The organism is Pleomorphovibrio marinus, assembly GCF_003347495.1.
Classification (GTDB): domain Bacteria; phylum Bacteroidota; class Bacteroidia; order Cytophagales; family Cyclobacteriaceae; genus Pleomorphovibrio; species Pleomorphovibrio marinus.
Genome location: NZ_QCXY01000006.1, coordinates 100755 through 124456 on the forward strand (window position 1 = coordinate 100755; position 23702 = coordinate 124456).

The 23702-nt window shown below is 43.4% G+C and carries 26 protein-coding genes; 11 read left to right on the forward strand and 15 right to left on the reverse strand.

What is annotated here, in order from left to right; genetic code table 11:
- Window positions 1-145 precede the first annotated feature (145 nt).
- Genes pxpA through DB520_RS15695 form a run of 3 tightly spaced genes read left to right on the forward strand, consistent with a single transcriptional unit; the run spans window position 146 to window position 2464 of the window.
- Window positions 146-901 (forward strand): 5-oxoprolinase subunit PxpA, encoded by a 756-nt coding sequence (gene pxpA, locus DB520_RS15685; protein WP_114750682.1) that lies wholly within the window; start codon window positions 146-148, stop codon window positions 899-901.
- A 20-nt stretch (window positions 902-921) separates the two neighbouring features.
- Window positions 922-1605, forward strand: a complete 684-nt coding sequence (locus DB520_RS15690; RefSeq protein ID WP_157972114.1) for a 5-oxoprolinase subunit B family protein — start codon at window positions 922-924, stop codon at window positions 1603-1605.
- Window positions 1592-2464 (forward strand): 5-oxoprolinase subunit C family protein, encoded by an 873-nt coding sequence (locus tag DB520_RS15695; RefSeq protein ID WP_114750684.1) that lies wholly within the window; start codon window positions 1592-1594, stop codon window positions 2462-2464. The genes DB520_RS15690 and DB520_RS15695 overlap by 14 nt, the downstream gene beginning before the upstream one ends.
- Before the next feature lie 403 nt (window positions 2465-2867).
- Here the strand turns inward: DB520_RS15695 and DB520_RS15705 are convergent, their stop codons facing one another.
- Complete coding sequence (locus tag DB520_RS15705) at window positions 2868-3914, reverse strand: saccharopine dehydrogenase family protein (RefSeq protein ID WP_114750686.1); 1047 nt, start codon at window positions 3912-3914, stop codon at window positions 2868-2870.
- A gap of 201 nt (window positions 3915-4115) precedes the next feature.
- Between DB520_RS15705 and DB520_RS15710 the strand changes: the two genes are divergently transcribed.
- Together DB520_RS15710 and DB520_RS15715 are read left to right on the forward strand one after the other, a co-directional pair.
- Window positions 4116-6416, forward strand: coding sequence for an acyl-CoA dehydrogenase family protein (locus DB520_RS15710; RefSeq protein ID WP_114750873.1), 2301 nt, complete (start codon window positions 4116-4118; stop codon window positions 6414-6416).
- Window positions 6417-6439: 23 nt separating this feature from the next.
- On the forward strand, window positions 6440-8209 hold the full coding sequence (locus tag DB520_RS15715; protein ID WP_114750687.1) for an SLC13 family permease: 1770 nt from the start codon (window positions 6440-6442) through the stop codon (window positions 8207-8209).
- A gap of 72 nt (window positions 8210-8281) precedes the next feature.
- Here DB520_RS15715 and DB520_RS15720 read toward each other — a convergent pair whose 3' ends face one another.
- Window positions 8282-8608, reverse strand: a complete 327-nt coding sequence (locus tag DB520_RS15720; protein ID WP_114750688.1) for a tetratricopeptide repeat protein — start codon at window positions 8606-8608, stop codon at window positions 8282-8284.
- Window positions 8609-8855: 247 nt separating this feature from the next.
- Between DB520_RS15720 and DB520_RS15725 the strand changes: the two genes are divergently transcribed.
- The 6 genes from DB520_RS15725 (at window position 8856) to DB520_RS15750 (ending at window position 14906) form a co-directional block, all read left to right on the forward strand.
- Window positions 8856-9593 (forward strand): electron transfer flavoprotein subunit beta/FixA family protein, encoded by a 738-nt coding sequence (locus tag DB520_RS15725; RefSeq protein ID WP_114750689.1) that lies wholly within the window; start codon window positions 8856-8858, stop codon window positions 9591-9593.
- 17 nt (window positions 9594-9610) lie between these two features.
- A complete protein-coding gene (locus DB520_RS15730; RefSeq protein ID WP_114750690.1) occupies window positions 9611-10564 on the forward strand; it encodes an electron transfer flavoprotein subunit alpha/FixB family protein in 954 nt (317 codons plus the stop codon).
- Window positions 10565-10570: 6 nt separating this feature from the next.
- Window positions 10571-11170, forward strand: a complete 600-nt coding sequence (locus tag DB520_RS15735) for a bifunctional nuclease family protein (protein WP_114750874.1) — start codon at window positions 10571-10573, stop codon at window positions 11168-11170.
- A 95-nt stretch (window positions 11171-11265) separates the two neighbouring features.
- Complete coding sequence (locus tag DB520_RS15740; protein WP_114750691.1) at window positions 11266-12549, forward strand: NupC/NupG family nucleoside CNT transporter; 1284 nt, start codon at window positions 11266-11268, stop codon at window positions 12547-12549.
- Window positions 12550-12625: 76 nt separating this feature from the next.
- A complete protein-coding gene (locus DB520_RS15745) occupies window positions 12626-14491 on the forward strand; it encodes a hypothetical protein (protein WP_157972115.1) in 1866 nt (621 codons plus the stop codon).
- 46 nt (window positions 14492-14537) lie between these two features.
- Window positions 14538-14906, forward strand: a complete 369-nt coding sequence (locus DB520_RS15750) for a four helix bundle protein (RefSeq protein ID WP_114750875.1) — start codon at window positions 14538-14540, stop codon at window positions 14904-14906.
- 51 nt (window positions 14907-14957) lie between these two features.
- Here DB520_RS15750 and DB520_RS15755 read toward each other — a convergent pair whose 3' ends face one another.
- The 13 genes from DB520_RS15755 to DB520_RS15815 form a co-directional block, all read right to left on the reverse strand.
- Window positions 14958-15500, reverse strand: coding sequence for an SRPBCC family protein (locus DB520_RS15755; RefSeq protein ID WP_114750693.1), 543 nt, complete (start codon window positions 15498-15500; stop codon window positions 14958-14960).
- A 419-nt stretch (window positions 15501-15919) separates the two neighbouring features.
- The gene (locus DB520_RS15760) at window positions 15920-16213 is read right to left on the reverse strand and encodes an RNA polymerase alpha subunit C-terminal domain-containing protein (RefSeq protein WP_114750694.1); all 294 of its coding nucleotides are present in this window, start codon (window positions 16211-16213) and stop codon (window positions 15920-15922) included.
- A gap of 11 nt (window positions 16214-16224) precedes the next feature.
- Window positions 16225-16641, reverse strand: coding sequence for an SRPBCC family protein (locus tag DB520_RS15765; RefSeq protein WP_114750695.1), 417 nt, complete (start codon window positions 16639-16641; stop codon window positions 16225-16227).
- 1 nt (window position 16642) lies between these two features.
- Entirely contained in the window at window positions 16643-17047 is a 405-nt protein-coding gene (locus DB520_RS15770) for a VOC family protein (protein WP_114750877.1), read from the reverse strand.
- Window positions 17048-17161: 114 nt separating this feature from the next.
- Window positions 17162-17554: a DUF1801 domain-containing protein gene (locus tag DB520_RS15775; RefSeq protein WP_114750696.1), complete on the reverse strand. Its 393-nt coding sequence runs from the start codon at window positions 17552-17554 to the stop codon at window positions 17162-17164.
- Between the two features lie 21 nt (window positions 17555-17575).
- Window positions 17576-17812 carry a DUF433 domain-containing protein gene (locus tag DB520_RS15780; RefSeq protein WP_114750697.1) on the reverse strand — a complete coding sequence of 79 codons (237 nt, stop codon included), beginning with the start codon at window positions 17810-17812 and terminating at the stop codon, window positions 17576-17578.
- 189 nt (window positions 17813-18001) lie between these two features.
- Entirely contained in the window at window positions 18002-18568 is a 567-nt protein-coding gene (locus tag DB520_RS15785; protein ID WP_114750698.1) for a dihydrofolate reductase family protein, read from the reverse strand.
- A complete protein-coding gene (locus tag DB520_RS15790; protein WP_114750699.1) occupies window positions 18565-19029 on the reverse strand; it encodes an SRPBCC family protein in 465 nt (154 codons plus the stop codon). Before DB520_RS15790 ends, DB520_RS15785 begins: the two co-directional genes overlap by 4 nt.
- Window positions 19030-19033: 4 nt before the next feature.
- Window positions 19034-19948: a VOC family protein gene (locus tag DB520_RS15795; RefSeq protein WP_114750878.1), complete on the reverse strand. Its 915-nt coding sequence runs from the start codon at window positions 19946-19948 to the stop codon at window positions 19034-19036.
- 281 nt (window positions 19949-20229) lie between these two features.
- Window positions 20230-20907, reverse strand: coding sequence for a DUF899 domain-containing protein (locus DB520_RS15800; RefSeq protein WP_114750700.1), 678 nt, complete (start codon window positions 20905-20907; stop codon window positions 20230-20232).
- Window positions 20908-21119: 212 nt separating this feature from the next.
- A complete protein-coding gene (locus tag DB520_RS15805; RefSeq protein ID WP_114750701.1) occupies window positions 21120-21551 on the reverse strand; it encodes a VOC family protein in 432 nt (143 codons plus the stop codon).
- Window positions 21552-21618: 67 nt separating this feature from the next.
- Entirely contained in the window at window positions 21619-22362 is a 744-nt protein-coding gene (locus tag DB520_RS15810) for a dihydrofolate reductase family protein (protein WP_198675361.1), read from the reverse strand.
- 693 nt (window positions 22363-23055) lie between these two features.
- Window positions 23056-23472: a PAS domain-containing protein gene (locus DB520_RS15815; RefSeq protein WP_157972116.1), complete on the reverse strand. Its 417-nt coding sequence runs from the start codon at window positions 23470-23472 to the stop codon at window positions 23056-23058.
- Between the last annotated feature and the right edge of the window lie 230 nt (window positions 23473-23702).

The following is a 23702-nucleotide window of genomic DNA, read 5'->3' on the forward strand; positions in this document are numbered from 1 at the left end:
GTTGTTTTTCACCGTTAGAAACGAAGAATCACTCACTAGGTTATACGTATGTGAGAAAGCCGTGTTGTTTTTTGTTAAAATCAGGAATTAGTACCAAGTCAACTCTGCTCTTGGTCTAAAGGGATAACATCATTAATTTAGAGTGATGGAAGTTAATGTATCCCTACAGGCTAAACAAATAGACCTCAATAGTGATTTGGGAGAGGGTTTTGATGACCACGCCATAATGCCCTACATAAGTAGTTGCAATGTGGCTTGTGGCGGTCACCATGGAGACAAAAACACTATTGAGGCAACGCTTAATTTGGCCATGGAACATCAAGTACAGGTAGGAGCCCATCCCTCCTTTCCGGACAAGTCTAATTTTGGGAGAAAGGTGTTGGATATGGATTTAAAGGTGTTGGAGACTAGCCTGCAGGAACAGCTTGGCCTTTTCCAAGAGGTTATGGGCCAGTTTCGTCAGCCTTTTCATCACATAAAATGGCACGGGGCATTGTATAATCAAGCAGCAAAAAACCTAGAAATGGCTCAAATGCTGTCGGGGTTAGTAATAAAACATTATCCCTCAACCTTGCTTTATGTGCCTTATGGTTCAAAAATGGCAATGGCTTGCGAACAATTGGGAGTGCCTGTATGGTATGAGGTGTTTGCAGACAGGGTATATACCAGTGACCTTAGCTTGATGCCCAGAACGCATCCTGAATCAATTTTGCAAGATTTCTGTGACATAAAAGGCCAGGTTTCCCAAATACTTAATGGGGGAGCGGTAATGACTTGGGGAGGTAAAATCAAAAAAATAAAGGCCCAAACCATTTGCGTCCACGGGGATCATCCAAGGGCAGTGGCAACCACACAACAGTTGTTTTACTTTTTGAAAGAACTAGGTTTTACGATAAAATGAGAAAAAAACCCACCATTATCATGCTCTCACCCTACCATTCAGAAATCCATTGGCCGGCAGAGCCTTGCTTGGAGATACTGATGGAGATGAATTCATGCAAGAATAGCCTAAAAAATCTTTTGGAAGGGAATACCTATAAGCTGAGCATGGGTTATCATGTGTTGGCGTTGTATTTTGAACAAGCAGGTGATAGGGAGAATAGGGAAAGCATTTTGGAAAAAGCCATAAATGCAATCCAGCAAGAACCATTAGTAGAAAGAAAGAGGTGGGAATTTCCGGTTTGTTACGATGAAGCATTTGCATCTGACCTACTGCCACTTTGTAAAACCAAGAACTTAACCAAAGAGGAGGTTATTTTTCTTCATTCCAGCCCCAATTACTTGTTGCATTTTTATGGTTTTTTGCCTGGGTTCATGTATTTGAGTGGACTGGATCAGCAATTGAATCATCCCAGGAAAAAAACACCGGAAAGGCACATTGCCGCTGGGTCGGTGGCCATTGGTGGCCAACAAACTGGGGTTTACCCGCTGCAAAGCCCTGGAGGATGGCATGTGATAGGGAGGACCCCTTTAATATTGGTAAATGGGGAAAGGCTTCCCCCGTTTCAACCAGGAGATGAAATCACCTTTAAACCCATATTGAAAAACAGGTTTGAATCCATGAAAGGGGTGGAAATTAAGGAATTGGCTTATGAGTGTATCTAAGGGGTGGATTAAGATGATAAAACCAGGGCCATACACCTCTATTCAGGATGGTGGAAGATGGGAAGGTATAGAAAAGGGGGTGCCCAGTGGTGGCTGCATGGATATGCTCGCTGCCCGGTTGGCAAATGCTTTGCTTGGGCAGAAAGAGGAAAAACCATGTTTGGAAATTTTTATGGGAGGGGTGTCATTTTCGTTGGAAAAAGGGAGATGCCAGGTGGCTTTTTGTGGTGCGGATGCGGAGATCAGGATAAATGGAGAAGCTGTTGTTCTCGGAAAAATAATTGATTTGCAGGAAGGGGACCAAATTGAAATTATGCCCTTTTCAGCAGGGCAGTGGCTTTATATGTCACTTGCAGGTAATTTTTTGGTTCCCAAAGTATTAGGGAGCCACAGTTTTTACTTTCCCATAACCAAAAAGGCAAGGCTAGAAAAAGGAGATCTGGTTCCATTGGAGGGCGGGGAGACGCTGCCACCTACCAATAGCTACCTTGGGAATTATTCCATACCATTTCGGGACAAAGTAAGGGTTTATCTTGGCCCAGACTTCTCTAAATTAAAAAAGGAACAGCAAGAAGAGCTGCTTAACCGAGTCTATACCGTCTCTAAACGGCAAAACAGAATGGGGATAATGTTGGAGGAAGTGATAGAAAATGATTTGTTGGATCCATTGAGTAGCCCAGTTTTTCCAGGAACCATTCAGCTCACCCCAAGTGGAAACCTTATCGTTATGATGAGGGATGCCCAGGTTACAGGGGGATATCCGAGGGTTTTGGAAGTTGAAGAAAGGGATATCGGGAAACTTGCCCAGAAGCGTCCGGGTGAACAGTTTGCCTTTGTATCAGACTTTGTGGATTTCTAAGTAGGATTGGACAAAAATTGGAACAGTTGGGGTTAAGGGATGGAGGGTTGAATTACCAATCTACCCAGCGTCTACTGGTATTCTCCAAAAAAAACAGTCGAAGCCCCATGTTATCCCCAATGATATTTCCAGTCTTATATGCCGCCTTTTCCAGTACAATGACAAGAACCACCAAGGATAAACAATCAGAATTATAGATCCTTTAGACAATTGGACTACCAAGGCCTTGGCCAGCCCAATTGTGCGGATTAAGCCAATCCTGACTGTGTGTTCTTGCAGCAATTTTGTCAGTCCGGGGGCCAAAACCAGGCCAAAGGCCATACTATGGCCAAACTAACTCCGGCCAAAGTGCTAATGGTGGCAGTTCCAGATCCAAGATTTTTTAATCAAGAAAACATTATGTCTATTCGTCAGTCCTGGTGCATCCCGGGATTTCAAGAATAAAATCAGCACCAAATGCTGTCGATGGAGTTTGATAGCCATACCTGTTTAATCCTTTTTGGATCTTTTGAAGTATAGCTACAGTGCAAAGTGCTGTCAAGGTATATCCATCAGGAACTTCAAGTCTGCTTACTACCAATTGGTTACTATCATTTTTTGCTTCCGCCCAGAAATAGGAGCTTGCCTTTTGTCTTTTCTGATCTGAAGGGCCAGGGGAACGCTTTTCGACCTTCTTTTTCATCCTATTTTTTACCCAGTCCCACCTAAACACAAACCCGAAAAGATCGCCTAGCTGTAGTGAACGGATTATTTTTTTGTTTGCTGCCATGTACACCATAATTGTTGGTATACCTGTGCTGAAGTAGGCAGTAGAAATATCACCCCAGGGGATGGTGACTGCCTTGCTGGAAAATGGGCCGAAATCGATTGTGGTGATATGATGAGTGTTGCTAACTTTGATTAATTCCCCGTTCTTTCTTATCCTGCCACCTGTGCCCATACCCTCCACCATGGTTTTTGCAGTACCTCTGGACATGCCAGCCCCCAGACCTGCAAAGGCAATCCGGAGGATGGTTGCGTCTTTTAGTCGATTCTTAAGGTGGGCGGCTAAACAATCAGAAGGCACCACATCAAACCCGCAACCTGGGAGTACCATGACTTGTTGCTCCTTAGCCTGACGATCAAATTTTTGCGCCAATTCAAATACCTTATATTCTCCGGTAATGTCCAGATAGTGTGTTTTTCCTTCCACACAAGCTTCGATTGCTACTTCCGCGGTATGGATAAAAGGGCCGGCACTGTGAACCAGCACGTCGTGAGAGGCTACCAGCTCTTTAAAAGCCTTAACAGAAACTTCACAAACTGTAAAGGGAAGATCATATTTGAGGGATTGGGCTTTTAAAGCTGCCTCGTTTCTTCCTGCAAGATGCGGGATTAGTCCCTGGTCTTTACATTGGCGAACAATTAGGTCACCGGTATATCCGTAAGATCCATAAATAAGGATTTTCATTTTGTTTGGCAGGTTTATAAACAGAAAAGTTAGTGTTTTTGAGGGGAATTGAAAAAGTAATGAGTGGCTTAAAGGCTTAATTTCCTAAAACTTTTGAATATTTCAACGGTTTTGAAAGCATGTCCCTGTTAATTTTTTTCCGTTTTCGGTAAGTTGGCATGGGATTATTGGTTAATTTAAGATAAATAATTTATGTCAGCTATGGAAAATACCCTTTCTCAACCCAAATTAAAAAATGTTTTGTTTCTGCCTATTCTTTATGTGGTGTGGTCTGACCGCACCTTGAGTAATCAAGAGAGAGAAACCATAAAGGGATTTTTGAACACCATAGATTGGATAGACGAGGAGGAAAGGGAGTTTGTTTCCTCCAAACTTGACCCGGAATCCCCACCAAGCAGGGTAGAAATGGAAGATTGGTATTTTACCGTACAAAAGGGGGTACAGGATGGAAAAACCTTTGAAAGCCTATCAGCCATGGGGGTTCATTTGTTTAAGTCCCAAGAAGAAGTGGAGGAGGTGGAGAACCTGAGTAGAATTCAAGGGCAACTGGAAAAACTGGAAAAGGAGTTGGGGATCATTGGACAATCTGCCATTTACCTTTTTAAATCTGAGCATCCCACCATTACCACAACCCATACTACAAAGAAGGATTTTGACATTGGGGCGCTTGCCCTTTTTTTAAATGGAGGCCAGGACAAAATTATTGAGCGGGTGAAGAAAATCATCACTAAACCTTCCTTCGCTTACACGGATCCCTCAGATCTTCAAGCCTACAGAAACCAGGTGCTGGAATGGTGCAAGGTCATTGCCAACGAAGGGCTTGGGAAAATCGGTTATCCCAAAGAAGTAGGTGGAGATGGGGATATGGAGGCCTATTTTTCTGTAATGGAGACGCTTAGTTACCATGATTTAAGTATGGTAATCAAGTTTGGGGTTCAATTTGGCCTTTGGGGAATGAGTATTTATTCATTAGGGACCTCCAAGCACCACCAAAAATACCTGCCCAAGATAGGATCCTTGGAACTGCCCGGCTGTTTTGCCATGACGGAGACCAACCATGGAAGCAATGTCAAAGGAATTGAAACTACAGCTACTTACAATCATAAAGAGGAAACCTTTATCATTCATACCCCCCATGAAAAGGCAAGAAAGGAATATATAGGGAATGCAGCTCTGCATGGGAGAATGGCCACCGTCTTTGCGAAATTAGTGATTGATGAAAAGGATTATGGAGTTAGTGCTTTTGTGGTACCCCTTAGGGATGAGAGTGACAAACTTATGCCTGGTGTAAGCATCGAAGATTGTGGACGCAAGATGGGATTGAATGGAGTGGACAATGGATTGATTTCTTTTGATCAGGTGGTAATACCCAAAGAAGAAATGCTGGACAGGTTTTCCAGTGTAAATGAGAAGGGGGAATTCGAGAGTCCCATAGCCAGTGACAACAGAAGGTTTTTCACCATGTTGGGCACCTTGGTGGGTGGAAGGATTGGTATTCCAAGATCCGCACTTTCTGCTTCCAAAAGTGGGTTGACCATTACCATTAAATATAGTGACCAAAGAAGGCAATTTGGGCCAGAGGGTGGGGAAGAGGTTCCGATACTTAATTATCGTATGCACCAACGAAGGCTCATGCCTTGGCTGGCAAAGACGTATGCAGGCCACTTCGCCATGCAATTCATGACCCAGCGCTTTATGCAAAGGAAGGAAGAAGAAATGCAGGAAATAGAGGCAATGGCTGCGGGCCTCAAGGCCTATGTGACCTGGAACACCACAGGCTTATTGCAAGAGTGCAGGGAAGCATGCGGGGGAAAGGGTTACCTTTCCGAAAACAGGATTGACGCCCTTAAAAACGATACCGATATCTATACCACCTTTGAAGGGGACAACACCGTGCTAATGCAATTGGTGGGCAAAAGCAGGCTTAGTGCCTATAGGGAGCAATTTGAAAATATGAACCTCTTTACCATAATAAATTACGTCGCCTCCAAAACCAAAACTTCAATTACCGAAAAAAACCCGTTAATTGTAAGAAACGTGGATGAGGGGCATTTACTGGATCCGGAATTCCATCTTAATGCTTTTGAATACAGAGAGAGGGCGATTTTGGATGCTGCAGCCAAAAGACTTAGAAGGCTTATAGGCGAAGGTATGGACCCCTTTGATGCTTTCAACGTTTGTCAGCACCACTTGGTAAGTGTGGGAAGCTCTTATATTGAGCGAATTGTTCTGGAACAGTTTATTGTAAAGGTCAAGGAAGCCGAAGAATCCTCTTTCGGGCCAATTTTGAAAAAACTATGTGAATTATTTGCACTTTACTCCATAGAGGAAAATAAGGGTTGGTACCTAGAACAAGGTTACTTAGAGGGAGTGAAAACCAAAGCCATACGAAAAACAATAAATCAGTTGTGCTGGGAAATTAGGAAAGATGCAGTTCCTTTGGTTGAGGCATTTGGAATACCTGATTCTTGTATAGCTGCGCCCATTGTCTCAGGTAAGTAAAATATACTTACTTTTATAGACGTATGGAACAAAATATTGTATTTGTTGCCCTCGGGGTAGCTCTGGTTCTTTTTGTATGGGGAAAGCCAAGGTATGATTTAGTGGCTATTTTGATCCTGATATTTTTGGTGATATCCGGGGTCGTTCCGCCGGAGGAAGCATTTCTTGGGTTTGGTCACCCAGCGGTAATTACTGTAGCAGCAGTATTGGTGGTAAGCAAAGCCTTGGAAAGTTCGGGGATGGTAAACATCATCGTTAGACTGATGGATAAGGTGGGAAAGAACTTGAGTCTCCAGGTTGGGGTACTGTCAGCTTTGGTTGCGATTGCCTCGGGATTTATGAATAATATAGGTGCCCTTGCTATTATGATGCCAGTAGCGATTCAAGTGGCCAGAAAAAACAACTATTCCCCTTCTTCTATTTTAATGCCCATCGCTTTTGCCTCTCTGCTAGGAGGGATGAATACATTAATTGGAACCCCGCCGAATATCATTATTTCCACATTTAGGGCTGCGGAGCTGGGAGGTAGGTTCCGAATGTTTGACTTTGGGCTGGTGGGAATCTTTTCTACCCTTGCAGGATTGGTTTTCATATCCCTGGTGGGGTGGCGGTTGTTGCCGAAACGCCACCCTGCCGGCGATGAAGAGGATTTTTTTGAAATTGACAATTACCTTACCGAAGTAAGGCTACTAGAAGGTTCCAAACTTATAGGTAAAACCGTACGGGATATCAATTACAGTAAGGATTACGATATCAAGGTATTGGGGCTTATTCGGCATAAACAAAGGATACATGCGCCGGGTATGCGCTTTGGTTTAAAAGAAGAGGATATTCTCATGCTTGAATGTCAAACTGAGGACCTTGAAAAATTCACCAGTGAGAATAAGGTTGAATTGGTAGGGGAGGAGGTTATTAAGCAGGCTGAGGAAGGGGATATTGAAATAGAAATCATGGAGGGAATTGTCCAAGAAAATTCTCCTCTGATTGGGAAGACTGCTGCATCCATGAGTTTAAGGACCAGGTATGGGGTGAATCTTTTGGCCTTGGCAAGGAGTAATAAAACCATAAGGGAAAGGATTGACCATGTGTCGTTTAAATCGGGGGATGTGCTGTTGCTTCAGGGTAAATCTCCTGATATGTCTGAAACTTTTCAGGTTTTGGGTTGCTACCCCCTTGCCAAAAGAGGGCTTGACATAGGTAAACCAAGAAGGACCATACTTGCACTTGGAATATTCTTTTTATCCATATTGGCAGTAATTATGGAATTGCTAAGTGTGGATGTGGCCTTTACTTTTGCAGCAGTACTAATGGTATTGAGCAGAGTGCTGCCCATTAAGGATTTGTATACCAGCATCGATTGGCCGGTAATTGTATTATTAGGAGCTATGATTCCAGTTGGCGAGGCCTTTGAAACCAGCGGTGCTGCCAACTCACTAACAGAACAACTTTTGGTATTAGGGGGAGGGTTTCCGCTGTTTGTGGTGTTAGGGGGTATTTTGCTCGTCACCATGTTGTTGTCAGCGGTAATTAATAATGCGGCCACTGTACTTTTGATGGCACCAATTGGAATTAAAATTGCGGCTTCCTTGGGGGTATCTGCCGACCCCTTTTTGATGGCTGTGGCAATTGGGGGATCTGCTGCTTTCCTTACTCCCATAGGCCACCAATCCAATACCTTGGTAATGAGTCCCGGGGGGTATAAGTTTTCTGACTACCTGAAATTGGGTTTTCCACTTACCATATTGATTCTGTTGGTGGTGATTCCCCTTTTACTTCTTTTTTGGCCACCTTGATTCCCGAATGGGAAAGGGTAATTTTTAAACTTTTGTGATAGATAATACATTATATTAGAAAGAAGTGGAAAATTATTCAAATTCTATTTGAAAATTAAAATATGCGTTTTCTAACTCCTTTTTCGCATGGTTGTTGTGTTGAAGGGTGGCCAGTTCAATTCCTTTTTGGTAGATTTGCCCTGCTTTCTTGGGGTTACCAATCCCTGCAAAGTACCCGGCTGCATGATAATAGGTAGCGAGGTAGGTTGGGTGCTCAGAGAGCAGGAGATTATAATACTTGGCAGCCAAGGGGCTGTCCAGTTTTTGATATTCCAGTGCTAAGGCATAATAATTGAAGGGGTCAGAAGGATCCTCGTTGGAAAATTTGAGGAGTTGGTTGATTCGGTCAATTTTGGACATGATTCTTGTTTGAATTAGCACCGTATTGATTAATTTCACGAAATTTAAAGAAAATTTAAGTTATAACTACATGAAATCGAGCATGACGAGCACGTCACACACCGGGATGATTATCGTTGCGAGATTCCATGTGACCTTAAAAAGACAAATATAAACACATGAAATCGAGCATGAGGAGAACCTCACACACTGGGATGATTATCGTTGCGAGATTCCATATGACCGCTGAAAAGACAATTATAAACATATGAATATTCTAGTTTGCATTACGCATGTTCCGGATACCACCTCCCGGATACAGTTTACGGATAACAACACAAAATTTGACAAGTCAGGAGTGCAATTTATTATTGGCCCCTATGATGATTATGCCTTGGCCAGGGCGGTGGAGCTCAGGGACCAGTCCGGAGGCAAACTAACCGTTTTAAATGTGGGAGAGGCCGAAACGGAGCCTACTTTACGCAAGGCCCTTGCCATTGGTGCCGATGAGGCAGTCCGGATAAATGCAGATCCCGTGGACTCTCTATTTGTGGCCAGACAAATTGCACATCACGCCAAAGAGGGGGCTTACGACCTTATCCTGATGGGGAGGGAGTCTATTGATTTTAATGGGGGAATGGTTCATGGAATGGTGGGAGAACTCTTGGGCATGCCTTCCATATCACCTGTGATGAAGCTGGATATTGAGGGAGACAAGGCTGTCCTTTCCAGGGAAATAGAAGGAGGAAAGGAGTTTTTAGAGGTAAACCTCCCTTTTATTGCGGGTTGCCAGGAACCTATTGCAGAGTGGAAGATACCAAACATGCGGGGCATTATGTCTGCAAGGACCAAGCCTCTAAACGTAATTGAGCCCAAAGAAGCAGAAAAGGCCGCCGAAGTAAAAGCCTACGCCTTGCCTCCTGCTAAGGGGGAGGTAAAACTCATTGAAAAAGAAAATGTGGAAGAGCTGGTGAGATTGCTCAACACTGAGGCCAAAGTACTTTAAAACAAAGAGAGAATAAAATGAAGACATTAGTATATATAGAACATGACGGAGGTGCCGTAAAGAAATCATCCTTGGAAGCAGTGTCGTATGCATTTGCGCTTGGTTCTGAAGTTGCTGCGGTAGGCTTGGGCAACATTGACCCGGGGGAATGGGCTAAGGTAGGAGCGGCAGGAGCCACTAAGGTTTTACATGTTGGGGATGATAGGCTGGATGCAGGAAACATACAGGCACATGCAAAAGTGGTAGCCCAGGCATTTGAAAAAGTAGGAGCAGGAACATTGGTGTTGGCCAAATCCTCTTTGGGTGATGCTGTAGCGGCCAGGCTTGCCATCCGCCTAGATGCTGGGTTAGCGTCTAACGTCGTGGCTCTGCCATCCACGGAAAACGGTTTTGTGGTGAAAAGAAGTATATTTACAGGAAAAGCTTTTGCTGAAAGCAGTATCCTCAAAGAGAAGAAAATATTAGCCATCAAAAAAAACACCTTGGAAATAAAGACTGACGGCTCTGAGCCTGAGGTGGAGGCACTAGAAATTTCTTTAGTAGATGCGGATTTTACCTATCAAATCACGGGAACCGAAAAAGCAGAAGGGGATGTTTTACTACCTGAGGCAGATATAGTGGTTTCTGGAGGTAGGGGGCTGAAAGGTCCCGAAAATTGGGGGATCATCGAGGATCTTGCCAAAGCTTTGGGTGCAGCCACCGGGTGTTCTAAGCCAGTTTCGGACATGGAATGGCGCCCCCACCACGAGCACGTGGGACAGACAGGGGTTAAAGTTGCTCCGACACTATATATAGCAGTTGGAATTTCAGGGGCTATTCAGCATCTTGCAGGAGTTAATTCATCTAAGTATATTGTCGTCATCAACAAGGATCCTGAGGCACCTTTCTTCAAAGCCGCGGATTATGGGATTGTGGGTGATGCCTTTGAGGTATTGCCAAAATTGACGGATGCAATTAAAGCAATAAAGTAAATGCCAGTGGAAAATGCGATAGAATTAGAAATATTGGGGTTGACTGCAAACCATTCCCAATCGGGTTCCTTTACACTTATTTTAGGCGAACTTGAAGGGAATAGAAGATTACCGATAGTGATAGGGATGTTTGAAGCACAGGCTATTGCCATCGAAATTGAAAAGATCATTCCTAACCGTCCTATGACTCATGACCTTTTTAAGTCTTTTGCAGAAAACTTCGATTTTTCTATCGAGCATATATTGATTTCAGACATGAGGGAGGGGGTTTTTTATGCAAAGATCGTTTGCCAAAGTGCCTTTAAAAAGGTGGAAATAGATGCAAGGCCTTCCGATGCTATCGCCATCGCGGTGAGGTTTGAGGTACCTATTTTCTGTTCCAAGGCCGTAATGGCCGAAGCAGGCTTGGAGAAAACCGATGAAGACCAACCCATGGAACAAGAACCTGAAAAAACCAAGGCTTCAGGTCCAGAACCCAAAAAGACAGATGGATCCTTAAAGAATTTTTCCTTGGAAAAACTCAACCAGATGTTGGAAAAGGCGATAAATAGCGAGGACTACGAAAAGGCAGCTAGGCTCAGGGATGAAATCAATAGAAGAAATTAATATTTATAGACCAAGGGCAGATAGTGTCCTTGGTTTATTTCATTTATAACTGCCACCTTTTTGCCTGGGCAAAACTTACTACCCACTTCATTTGCATGGAATATCTCAGGGGGATTTTAGGAATCATTGTCCTTTTAATGGTGGCAGCACTTTTTTCTGCCGGCAGAAAGCATGTGGATTGGAGGTTGGTAGGAATTGGGGTGACTTTACAGGCGGTATTTGGATTTCTTATCACTAAGGTTGATTTTGTGGTGGAGATTTTTGCCGCGCTAAGCCGTATGTTCGTAAAGTTCCTGAGTTTTTCAGAAGATGGTGCCACATTTATCTTTGGGGATCTTGCCACGGATACCTTTGGGTTTATTTTTGCTTTCAAAGTTCTTCCCACCATTATCTTTTTTTCCACTATTTCCGCAGGTTTGTATTATTTGGGGGTATTGCAGAAGGTGGTATTTGGGATAGCATGGATAATGTCCCGTACAATGAGGCTTTCCGGGGCAGAAAGCCTCTCCGCGGCAGGAAATATATTTCTGGGACAAACGGAAGCCCCCCTATTGGTACGTCCCTTTATCCCTACCATGACGAGGTCTGAGCTTATGTGTCTGATGACTGGTGGCATGGCCACCATTGCCGGAGGGGTGTTGGCAGGATACGTGGCCTTTCTGGGAGGGGACAGCCCTGCGGAGCAGAGCCGTTTTGCCACTTATCTTCTGGGAGCCAGTATCATGAATGCTCCTGCGGCTATCGTAATGGCGAAGATCATTATTCCCGAACCAAATCGTACCTCCATAAATGACAAATTGCAAATGGATGCCAGCAAGACAGATGTGAACCTTATTGATGCCATGGCTAGAGGAGCAGGGGAGGGTTTAAAACTTGCACTTAATGTTGGGGCGATGTTATTGGCCTTTATAGCGGTGATTGCAGCATTGAATTACTTACTTAGCGGAATCATCGGGCATTATACAGGTTTAAATGCTTTGATTGTGGCATCCACAGATGGACAGTTTGAAGGGTTTTCATTGGAGTATATTCTCGGGCAGGTTTTTAGGCTGTTTGCATGGGTAATAGGTGTAGAATGGAAAGACACTTTAGCGGTGGGATCACTTTTGGGACAAAAAACTGTAATCAATGAATTCGTTGCGTATTTAGGTTTGGCGGAGTTAAAGGCTGCGGATGTACTATCGGATAAATCCGTGGTCATTGCCACCTATGCCCTCTGTGGATTTTCAAATTTCAGTTCCATCGCCATACAGGTGGGAGGAATAGGAAGCATTGCCCCTAATCAGCAGGGCAATTTATCCAAATTGGGGATGCGAGCACTATTGGCAGCCACCCTGGCCTGCCTTATGACAGCTACTATCGCAGGAGCCCTTTTTTGACAACAGGTTTTTTCTATACTATTTTTGGTGCTAAATTGCTGGTTAACCCCAGTATATGACCTAAAATAGCATCGCCATGTATAGAATTTTTTCACTCGTTATTGCCATTAGCTTGTACGCGCACCTTGGTTGGACCCAAGCAGAGATTCCCAACCTGAAATCTTTTCCCTACGAATCCCCCGATTCTCCACCTGAATGGGCATTACTTCAAAGGCAACTAATGCAGTCGCTCCATCTTGCAGCCATGGAGTTTGTGGAAAAATATACCCGCCCAGATGGTACCCTCATATGGAGGGACGAATGGCCTGGAATGGATGGATCGGATGATGGTTATGAAAGTTTTTACAACTTCCCGCTTTATTATGCCTTGGGAGGGCCTAAGGAAATCGACGATTTGGCCAGGCACCTGTGGGAAGGAGTGACGAAGCAATTTACTGAATATGGACAAATTGTAGATGAATTTGATGCAGGGTACGATTGGATGCACCATGGAGAGGCTTATACTTACTTTTACTTTTTTGGACTTTCAGACCCCACTGACAAGACCATGAGGGATAGGGCTATACGGTTTGCGGAATTGTATTTTGATGATGGCACGGAGCAGTCCAACTTTGATGATGAGCACAAGATCATAAGGTCGCCTTTGAACGGGAGCCTTGGCCCCAGGTTTATAAACACAGCCGAAGACTGGGTAACCCATAGGCCCATTCTGGCGAATTATCCGCTTCCGTATGATGATATTCCAGGGGTAAGCTCAGGAAAGGATTGGAATGTGGATGATAAATTTGAACTTATACTCAAAGCCCTAAACGAAAGGATGATGAAGGGGGATGTGCCCCTTAACCTTGCATCCACTAGCATGATGTTAAATGCCTACATGTACACGGGAGAGGACAAGTATAAGGATTGGGTGCTTTCCTATGTGGAGGCTTGGATGGATAGGGTAGAGGAAAACAATGGGATAATTCCAGATAACATCGGCCTTTCCGGAAAAATCGGTGAACATATGGACGGTAATTGGTGGGGAGGGTATTATGGCTGGAAATGGCCTCACGGTGTAAGGAATAAGTTGGAAGCCACCACTATAGGTGCATCCAATGCCTATTTGGTAAGTGGCGACAGTACCTATCTTGACTTACCCTACTCTGTGATTGATGCAGTAAGCAAAGTGTCAAAAAAAGAAGAGGGAAAAGTATTGATTCCACATAGGTACGACCAACGGGGCTGGTACGATTATAGGCCACTTCAAGCATTTTATCCCACCCATTTGTGGTATATGTCAAGATCTGATCAAGATTGGGAGCGGGTGAAAGAATTGGTCAATCCTGAGGAATGGAGCGAGCTCCGCTATTTCAAGGGTAAAGGGGAAGAAAGGAACACAGCAACTTGGCTAGGCTATTTGGACGGTGCTGCACCAGATTATCCGGTACAGATGTTAAGGGCCAATTACAAAGAAATGCAAGACAGGCTAGAAAAGATCAGGACAGATACCTCTACACCTCACCACCAGGATGTACACCATTGGCAGCAGCGAAACCCTGTCATTCTGGAGGGTCTGGTACAAACCATGCTGGGGGCGCCTAACCATATTTATCATGGTGGATTGTTGCATACCAGTTTGCGCTATTTTGACCCGGATAAGGAAAGGCCAGGCCTTCCGCAGGATATGGCCGCCTTGGTAAATGGTATCCAGAAAGGTGGGGTCACCGTTACTTTGGTCAATTTGCATCCTACCGAAACCAAAAAAGTGCTACTTCAGGGAGGCATGTTTGGTGAACACCATATCATGCGTGTAAAACAAGTCATCAAGTATCCCTATCAGTTTGATACCGTAGATCATCAGTTTTTTCAGGCGGAGATAGCACCTGGCTCCGTGGTACAGCTAGAAATTGAAATGCAAAGATTTCAGCACCAACCCACCTATGCATTTCCCTGGCATTAATTAATTGAAAGTTGAAAATGGAGAATTGAAAATTAAAGGATCCATTATGAAAACGGAGAATTCGATTAAGGCTAGGAGTTTATCATTTGCTATAAATATTGTAAGACTATATCAGCGTTTATCAGTGGATAAAAGAGAATATGTGTTATCAAAGCAATTACTCCGTTCGGGTACCGCTATCGGTGCCTTGATAAGGGAGGCTGAACATGCTGAGTCTAAAGCAGATTTTCTCCATAAAATGAATATTGCCTTGAAAGAAGCGAATGAAACTAGCTATTGGTTAATTCTACTGAAAGAAACCGGATATATTTGTACTGAAGAATTTGAGCCAATTTTTTCTGAAACTGAAGAAATTATCAAAATACTAGCATCTATCGTCAAAACCACTAAGATCAATTTGAAGCGACTTGAATAAGGTTTTTCCAAATTTTCAACTTTCAACTTTCAATTTTCCATTTCACTCATTTTATTGCTGCTCCAAAATCGCCTTCAAATTGGCCAGGCCTATTTGAAAATCCTCACCTAGCATTTCTTCCAGGTCCAATACAAGGAGAAAAATATTGGTGGGGTAGGGCATGTGCCCAGAAAACCCCCAGGTAACCCTGGTGCTGTTCCCATCGATGGGGGAGGTTGTCATCCATGATTGGCTGGTGGAGGCAAAAGGCTCCTCGAACCTAAGTTCGTAATCCACCCTTTCATTTTCGGTGACGGAAAGGATCTCCTGTTCCCCTCTGCCCACCTCGGGATCATCACTTTCCCAAGCAGATACGAATCCCGGTTGGCCATCCGTGCCGCTGAAGCTTGTCTTCATTTCTGGGTCCATTCCTGACCATTTACTGTAGTTGTTTTGGTTTTTCAGGAATTTGATATAGTCAAAGACCTCTTCCACAGGTCTTTCGATGGTAACTTCGCGCTCTACCGAATAATCTCTTTCCACAAAAATGGCAAGCAAAAGGGGGATGGCTACAAGTATAACCACTACCACAAGAATCACTTTTAAAATTTTCATTGTGCGTTTAATTTAGAGTGCAGGATCTTGATTTTTAGATTTTTAGCTAATTTAGGTTAAAATTTGAATTTCCACTGTAGCCATTTTAGAAGGATTATTATACAAACCAGCGAATGGCCATGTAAGATCACATATCTATATTTGACGATTATTTTCTTAAAAAAAACCTGAGCCATATTAACTCAGGAGTTTAATTTAGCACTATTTCTTCACTAACTAAACCTGTAATAAAAATGCCTAACCTTTTCATCTCCTGTGGGATGGGTAGAAGTCAAGCGCATAATTATCCACCTCATCTGCCTGTACAACAACCTCTTTGATGGAAATTCTCCTTGATAAATTCAATGATCCTATCGCCAATCCCTTTTCGTTGAAATTGTCAATTCTCAACTTTCCATTTTCAATTCTCCATTTTCAATTCACTTCTTAAAACTTAACCCCTTTTCCTCCAAAGCTTTTCTCAAAATGGGCATACTGGCTTTTCCCATACCATGAAGGCTTAATATTTCTTTTTCGGAATATTGGGAAAGTTTTTCGAGGGTATCTATACCCAAGTATTCCACCAAGGCACTTCGGGCAGGGGAAGAAAGCAGGGAAAGGAAGCCCTCTTGGGGTTTGTTTTCTTTCGCACATTGTGGGCAAGTGGGGCAATCCGTGCTTTTATAGTACCGATGCCCCTTTTCACATATTCTTAGTGTTTTTTTATTCGCCACAGAATTGGGTGTTAGTTAGTTTCCACATATTTTTTGAAATTGTTCAAAATGGCTTGCCAGCCATCCCTCTGCATACCCACAGGATGGGTTGGGTCAGGATCGAAGTGGATATTTACATGGGTTCCCCCGTTATGTTCCTCGAAATAAATATCGGCTTTACGTCCATCCCCCATGGTATAGGCCACTTTTTCCTTTGCCCTTATTTCGTCAAATATGGCCTCGAAATCGAACCCCATACTTCCATCCCTTGCTTCCATACGGGCTAGGTATCTCCCCCCGTCTTTAAAATCGCTTTCCACTCTTGGGCAACACCAGGAATCGCTGGCAAAATTCCAGTTGACAATATGTTGAGCCTCGTTGTAATACTTCCATACTTTATCGATTCTTGCGTCTATTGCAGATGCAATGGAAATTTTCTCAATTTTCATCTCAAGTAGGAATTTGGTTGGGGTCGCTATACATTACCTCCCACTGATGTCCGTCGGGGTCAGAAAAGGTGTCATAATACATCCAGCCATGGTCAGCAGCCTCCCGGTAGCGACTGGCTCCGTTTTCCAGGGCATTTCTTACGATTTCATCCACTTTTTCCCGGCTTTCTACTTCTATGGCAATCAATACCTGCGTACAGCTCTGATCTGCGATGGGTCTGTTGGTGAAAGTGGAGAAAAAGTCTTTTTTTAGGAGCATGGCACTGATGCTGCCTTCATTAAGCATGAGGCAAAGGGCCTTGTCGTCGCAAAAATCTTCGTTGAACGAAAAGCCAAGTTTGGTCCAAAAACCACGGCTTTTGTCCAGATCTTCTACGGGTAGGTTTACATAAATTGCGTTTATCATAGTGTATTGGGTTGATTGTTTGATTGGTTTAAAATAAGTAATAGTCATAGGGGTAAGGCAAAATTTTGGAACCTAAGTCTTAATGCTTATATGTTCATTCTCCATTTTTCATTTTCAACTCCTCCTCACCAACTCCCCCTTACGCTTCACCAGGTTCTTATAATCCCACTGGATCTGCCTTGTTTTGTTCAGCCATCGTTTGAGGTCATTTTCATTGATTTCCGAAAGGTCATTGAAGAAAACAGAGGCATCTTTAAATTTTTTTCCCAACACATTCAGCCCTGCTTCCCCAAAATCAGCACCACTCCAAAACATCAGCCGTACCCCTGGTTTTTGAATGCTATACCCCACCGTAGGATTGCCCTCCAGGAACCAAACCGGGTGCCTATGCCATATTTTGTTTTCGGCTTCGGGCAAATTTTGGTCTATCAAATGAGCCAAACGGTTGCAAATGGCTTTAAAATCATCATTTTGTTTGTCATTATAGGCTTGGATTTCTTGGTTCATGGCTGGTTATTTTCAGGTTCATTAATTCATGTGTTTTCCGGACTTTGATAATACATACACCGTCCTGCATAAGAGATACGAAAAAACCGCTTGTAGGGACTTTTTGGTTAACCTTGGATAGTTTTCCAAAATTTCTTCTTCTTTCCATCCCTTGGCTAAAAGTTTTATGATTTGCTCTACTGAAACCCTGATGCCTTTAATTGTCGGCTTGCTAAATAATACCTTTTTGTCAAACACAAAATATTCTTTCCATTTCATACCTTAAAAACGAATATTGCTCTATATTTTTCCCTTTAACAGTTGTCTCCTTATCAACCATGTAGTCAGTACCATTATGGTTAAGTTGTGGGACTGGTGCCTTTATTGGATACCATACCTCAACCTTATCACTTTGCAGGGAAAGGTTTTAGTATCTAAATGGTCTAATTTTAGGTTTATTTCATATGATTATAATTTGTTATTTAAAGGCCATATGGAATCTCGCAGTCTATAATCATCCCAGTGTGTGACGTGCTCGTCATGCTCGATTTCATCTGGAAACATCCGTTTTCCACCACCCAACACCACAGGGTGCAGGTAAAGCCAGACTTGATCAACAAGGCCCAGTTTGAGAAATGTGGCTGCTAGATCAGCCCCGGCCACCTCGATCATGCCCCCAGGTTGTTGTTTAATACTTTGGATTTCCTCTGGTATCACTTCCCTGGCCAATCTTGAGTTCCATTCTGTGGTATTCAAGGTTTTTGAGAACACGATCTTGGGTACCTGCTTCCACACACGCGCAAACTCTTTTTCCACGTACGGGGCATTGGAATCCTCTTTCACCTCTGGCCAATAACCTGCCATGTTTTCATAAAGTCGACGTCCATAAAGGGAGAGGTCAATCTCTCCATTCAGGTATAAGTCGTTGAAATGCTGGTGCAGTTCTTGGCTTGGTGCTGACCAATCCAAGCTCCCTCCGGGGCCCTCCATATAGCCATCCAGTGATACCATTTGTACATAGATTAGCTTTCTCATGACTTTTCACATAGTTCTTTGATTCTTTCTAACGCCTTGGGCCAGGTGTCTTGGAACATTCTTTTGTACTCTTCTGTGGTGTCTAGCTCCACATTCAATACCGTATGACCGTCTTTTTCTTGGAATAAATAGTTTTCCATAGCCCCTGCCCAGTTTATAGCTTCCTCACTTTCAGTGTCTTCATTACCCTCACTTACCAATCCAAGGTGTTCTATGGAAATTAATTCATGGGATCGGTTTTTCCTGATTCGGCTGACCATGCCCATATTAATACCTTTTTTATCCGGTGCTAGGAATAGTATTTTGCTTTCTGTACTCCAGTCGCCTATAAAATGGGACCCTTGCATGAAAACTGAGGCCCATTTCCTATAGCTTTGATCAGCTAGCATTTTTTCCCAGACTATACTTCTTGGAGCTTTGATGGAGATGGAAAACTCAAGTCTTTCTTTAACCGTATTCATGATTTTATGTGTTAGGGTAGGCCTTTTCCAGTTCCTGAATGATCATTTTTTTCATTGGTAGGAAAGCCTTTGTCACCCGTTCTACCTGCGCTTTGCTACCTTTGCTTATCATCTCCTCCAATAATCTTGGGACCACTTGCCAGGAGACCCCATACCGATCCTGGAGCCAACCGCATTGCTGTGCATTTGGATCCCCTCCAGCTCTAAGCTTCTCCCAGTAATTATCGATCTCTTCCTGTGTTTCACAATAAACAATCAATGAAATAGCCTCATTGAAGGTGAATGCATGCTCCTGCGCACTGTCCATGGCTGCAAACCATACTCCCTCAAGCTTAAAATCGGTGAACATTATCGTTCCTTCTTTATCCGGCTCCATGCCTTCAGGATATCGCGCAATAAGGCCACGGCTGGTATCATTAAATATTGACAGGTAAAAATCAGTAGCCTCTTCTGCCTTGCCACACTTATCCCCGGTGAAAAGTAGGGAAGGAATGATTTTAGGCCGTGGTTCTCCGGCTGGGTCTGTTAGAATGAGCTGCCAGGATACCCCAAATTTATCTTTTATCCAGCCGTATCGTTTACTGAAAGGGTAGGCTTGCAACGGCATCAGCACAGCACCCCCATTGGAAAGTTTGTTCCATAGCTCATCAAGGTGTTCACCTGCGTTATCATCGCTTAGAGGGTCAAAGTTTACAAAAAAAGAAATGGAAGGGTTTAGGGTAAATGCCGGCCCGGCAGAAATCGCCATGAACGAAAATCCGGATAATTCAAAAGAAACGGATTCCACATCACCCGATGGGGTATCGTGGATGGTATGGATACCCGAAATTTTTGAACTGCCACCGAATGCGGAAACGTAAAATTCAGCGGCCTCCTTTGCCTGGGTATCGAACCATAGGTGCGGGACAATTTTTTGCATGTCATTTGAATTTTTTATTAAATCATATATACTCACCACCAAGGATTAGCAATATTGGGTCTATTTTGTCAGTTAAATGATGTTGTCCATTAATCTGCTTCAACAATGTATCTATCAGCTTATTAAGAAGGTGGCAAAACAAAATTAACAGATTCATAATAAAGATAAAGGGTGCAAAAACGACAATATGTGCGGTGGATTACGACCACATAATCTTAATTGGAACGATTGCGAATAGGGTAGGATCAACTTGTCCCTTTTAGTACTAGTAGGGTTTCTTTTTATTTGTATTCATCATGCATACGCCACCACTGGTAGGGTGGGGTCTGGGGCCACCCTTCAGGGGAATCTTCCCAAGTCTCTTGCCGTCCATAGGGCGTAATGTCTAGCAGCCTGAAGTGGGTATCGAACAATTCCCCTCCCCGCCCTGTAGTGTAATACGTGCGATACACCCTTTTTTTATCATCACGAATGAAAACATTCACTGCAAAACCCCTGCCCGCACCGAATGCGTCGGCAAATCGTCTATTTTTATCAGTATACCAGGGGGCATTCCAACCCATCCGCTTTTGGAGGGCCACAATTTCCTCCTGTGGCGCCGGTGAGGTAAACACAAATGTAGTATCACGTTCGTTTATGTGGGTCAGGTTGTGGCCGATGTTGTCCATCACCATTGAACATCCTGAACAGGGTTTTGCTCCCGGTTCCAGCATCGCACAGTAGACGATCAATTGCCGACTTCCCTGAAACAGGTCAAGCAAAGTTATATCCCCATCCTTTCCGGTAAAATTATATTGATCCTCTACCAGAACCATAGGTAGCCTCCGACGTTCTGCGGCGAGGGCATCTAGTTTTCTTGTCATCTCTTTTTCTTTAATGAGGAGTTCCTCATAGGCTAATAACCACTCCTCATGTGAGGCGATAGGTGGTAAAGAACTGGTTTTATCTGATGTGTTCATCTTTTATAATTGCTTTTTAATGGTCATCACTTACCCCGCACTCCAAGTCGGGGTAGGCTAATACTTCCTGCCTTAGCCTGTTTCTACCCCGTTTTGGGAAACTCGTTTCGAAGGAATCTCGCATGTTTCCACCAATTAGCAACTGGGGTTATCGGCACATCCCACTGTGACGTTTGCGTTGAGCCTGCCTCGTATAGTAGGCAGGCACAATTTCATGATGCTGCGTTTCCTTCATAATTAATCATCCACTGTACGCCGAATTTGTCGATACACAAACCGTATTTTTCAGCCCAGAACTCTTTTTTCAATGGGATCTCCACCTTGCCCCCTTCCGAAAGCCCTTCAAAAACCTTTACCGCTTCTTCTCCATTTTCAGGTATTAGGGTGATATAAAAGTTGTTGCCAATAGTAAGAGGTGGCCCCATTGAGGCTATATGATCCGTTCCCATCAGGGTGGTATCTCCCAGAGAAATGCAGATATGAGCAATTTTATTGAGATCTGTTTCAGAAATTCCCATCGGATTACCTTCAATCTCTCCAAATCGGAGGGTTTCTGTTATTTCGGTATTCAGAATAGTTTTATAGAAATTAAAAGCTTCTTCTGCATTTCCATTAAAGTATAGATAGGGTTCTGCTCTTTTCATGGTGGATTGTTTTTTTCTGGGTTTGGCTGATTTATTGAAAATTTTAACTTTATATATATAAATAAAACTACCATCTTAGGCTGGCCATCTTTTGGCGTCGGAGTAATTCCATATCGCTCGGCCCGGTACTGGAAAAGGTGCCACAATTAATATCACCATCTGGCACATAGGTACTTATTACCACACCGGTGGGAGATACCTGACTGTGTACTAACTTAAGTGCTGAAGGCTTTGCAGTTTCACTGAAAAGGCGCTTTCCCCGCCCCAGTATGACCGGATAGGTCCAGATGTTGTACTCGCTGATGAGCGAGGCAGCTTGGAGTGTTTGAATCAGATTACTGCTTCCAATAATTTGAAGATCTGGACCCGGCTGTGACTTTAGCTCTAGGATTGCAGATACCACATCTCCTTGAAGAAGGATCGAATTATTCCAATGGAGCTTTGACCTGGTCTGTGATGCGACATACTTTTTTGCCGCATTGAGGGTATTCGCAATAGGGTGGTCATCCGGCTGGAATGGCCAGTATGCTTCAAAAATTTCGTAGGTCCTTCGGCCCAGCACCAATTCCCGGTCCTTCCCGTCAAATCCGGATGAAGATAGGTCCATGCCGGCGTCGGCATATTTGAACATCCAGCCGCCATGGCCAAAACCACCAGTGGGATCTTCCTCCTGCCCACCTGGTGCCTGCATTACCCCGTCTAATGATACAAAAGTACTAGCGATAAGTTTTCTTTGAAGGTTATTTTCCATTTTTGAACACATTCCATTTATGGCCGTTTGGGTCAGCGAATCCTCAGCGTTACCGGTCATTTTAGAGGTTACACAAAAATAGCCACTTGTTGCTCCTCGTTACTTGTCCAATAGCGACAATATCAAGGGGTAATTGCGACAATGAAGCACTTGCTGGATATAGAATTTTGTTAATTTATTCTTTTGGTTAGACTGAAATCGAGCCTGCCTGGACGGCAGTCAGGCATGACGAGCACGTCACACACTGGGATGATTATAGATTGCGAGATTCCCCCGAAACAAGTTCCCCGAAACAAGTTCGGGGCAGGCAGGGGCAGGCTATGTGACCGTTGAAAAGAAAATATAAACACATGAAATCGAGCCTGTCCTGACGGCAGTCAGGGCATGACGCAAGCGACAAACGGAGGGATGATTATCGTTGCGAGATTCCCCCGAAACGAGTTCGGGGCAGGCTATATGGACTTTAAAAAACAAATTATAATCATATGAAATAGTGGCTTATATTTTCGAGCCTATACCAAAATAATAACTTTACAGCTCCTGAAGCCTAATTACCATGAGTGAAAAGGGCAAAAAATAGCATTAATGTATAGTGATTTTAAAACTGTTTTCAACAAGGGCCACCAATATTAAACACCCTTTATGGTCATTTTCCCTTCATCAATGTACATTTCCACAACAAAAATCTCTAACTCATCAACACGGCTGGTACGGCTTACCCGTACTACTTTCCCTACCAATTCTATAATCGTGTCAGCAAGTACGCTCCAAAGCCAAGAAATGGGTATACTTGTTTGATTTATTTTTGAGTGGGAAAATATGCACTAAGCATTCATAATCCCTACCCTCTTTCCTGTGGTTGGTAAGTTGGATTTCAAATTCTTCCTTTTTTTGAAGGTTTTCCCGAAACAGATCAATGGAATCCTTTGTTGTTTTATGCCCCTGAAGGAAAGTTGGCTTCAAGCCAAGGGCCTCATTCGCGGTGTACCCTGTCATGGCCTCAAAACCGGATCCTACCCAAATGATGTTTCTATAAATGTCCGTTAAAACCAATGCTTCGTACGGATTTGACAAAATTGAAGGAATGTCAGCCCACCAGGAAAACTTTTTAGAAAATTTTTCTAAGGTCAACTTATCCTCGTACTTCAATTTATCAATAGCCCTGCTCATGGCTAGCACATCAAAACAGTGCAAGGGGGAGATTTTTACATTTGGATACCCCCGGTGTTTTTGAACTTCACAACATGCCTTAGGCTTTAATAATGCAATGGTTGTTTTTGATGGGCGAGAGGATGAATCCATGATGCTGAGCTTCTATTTTTTTTGATTTTTCCAGGTTAATTTATCAGGTAAAAAAAATGGAAGAGAAATATCCCCGGTACAGTAAAATCGTCCGGGGA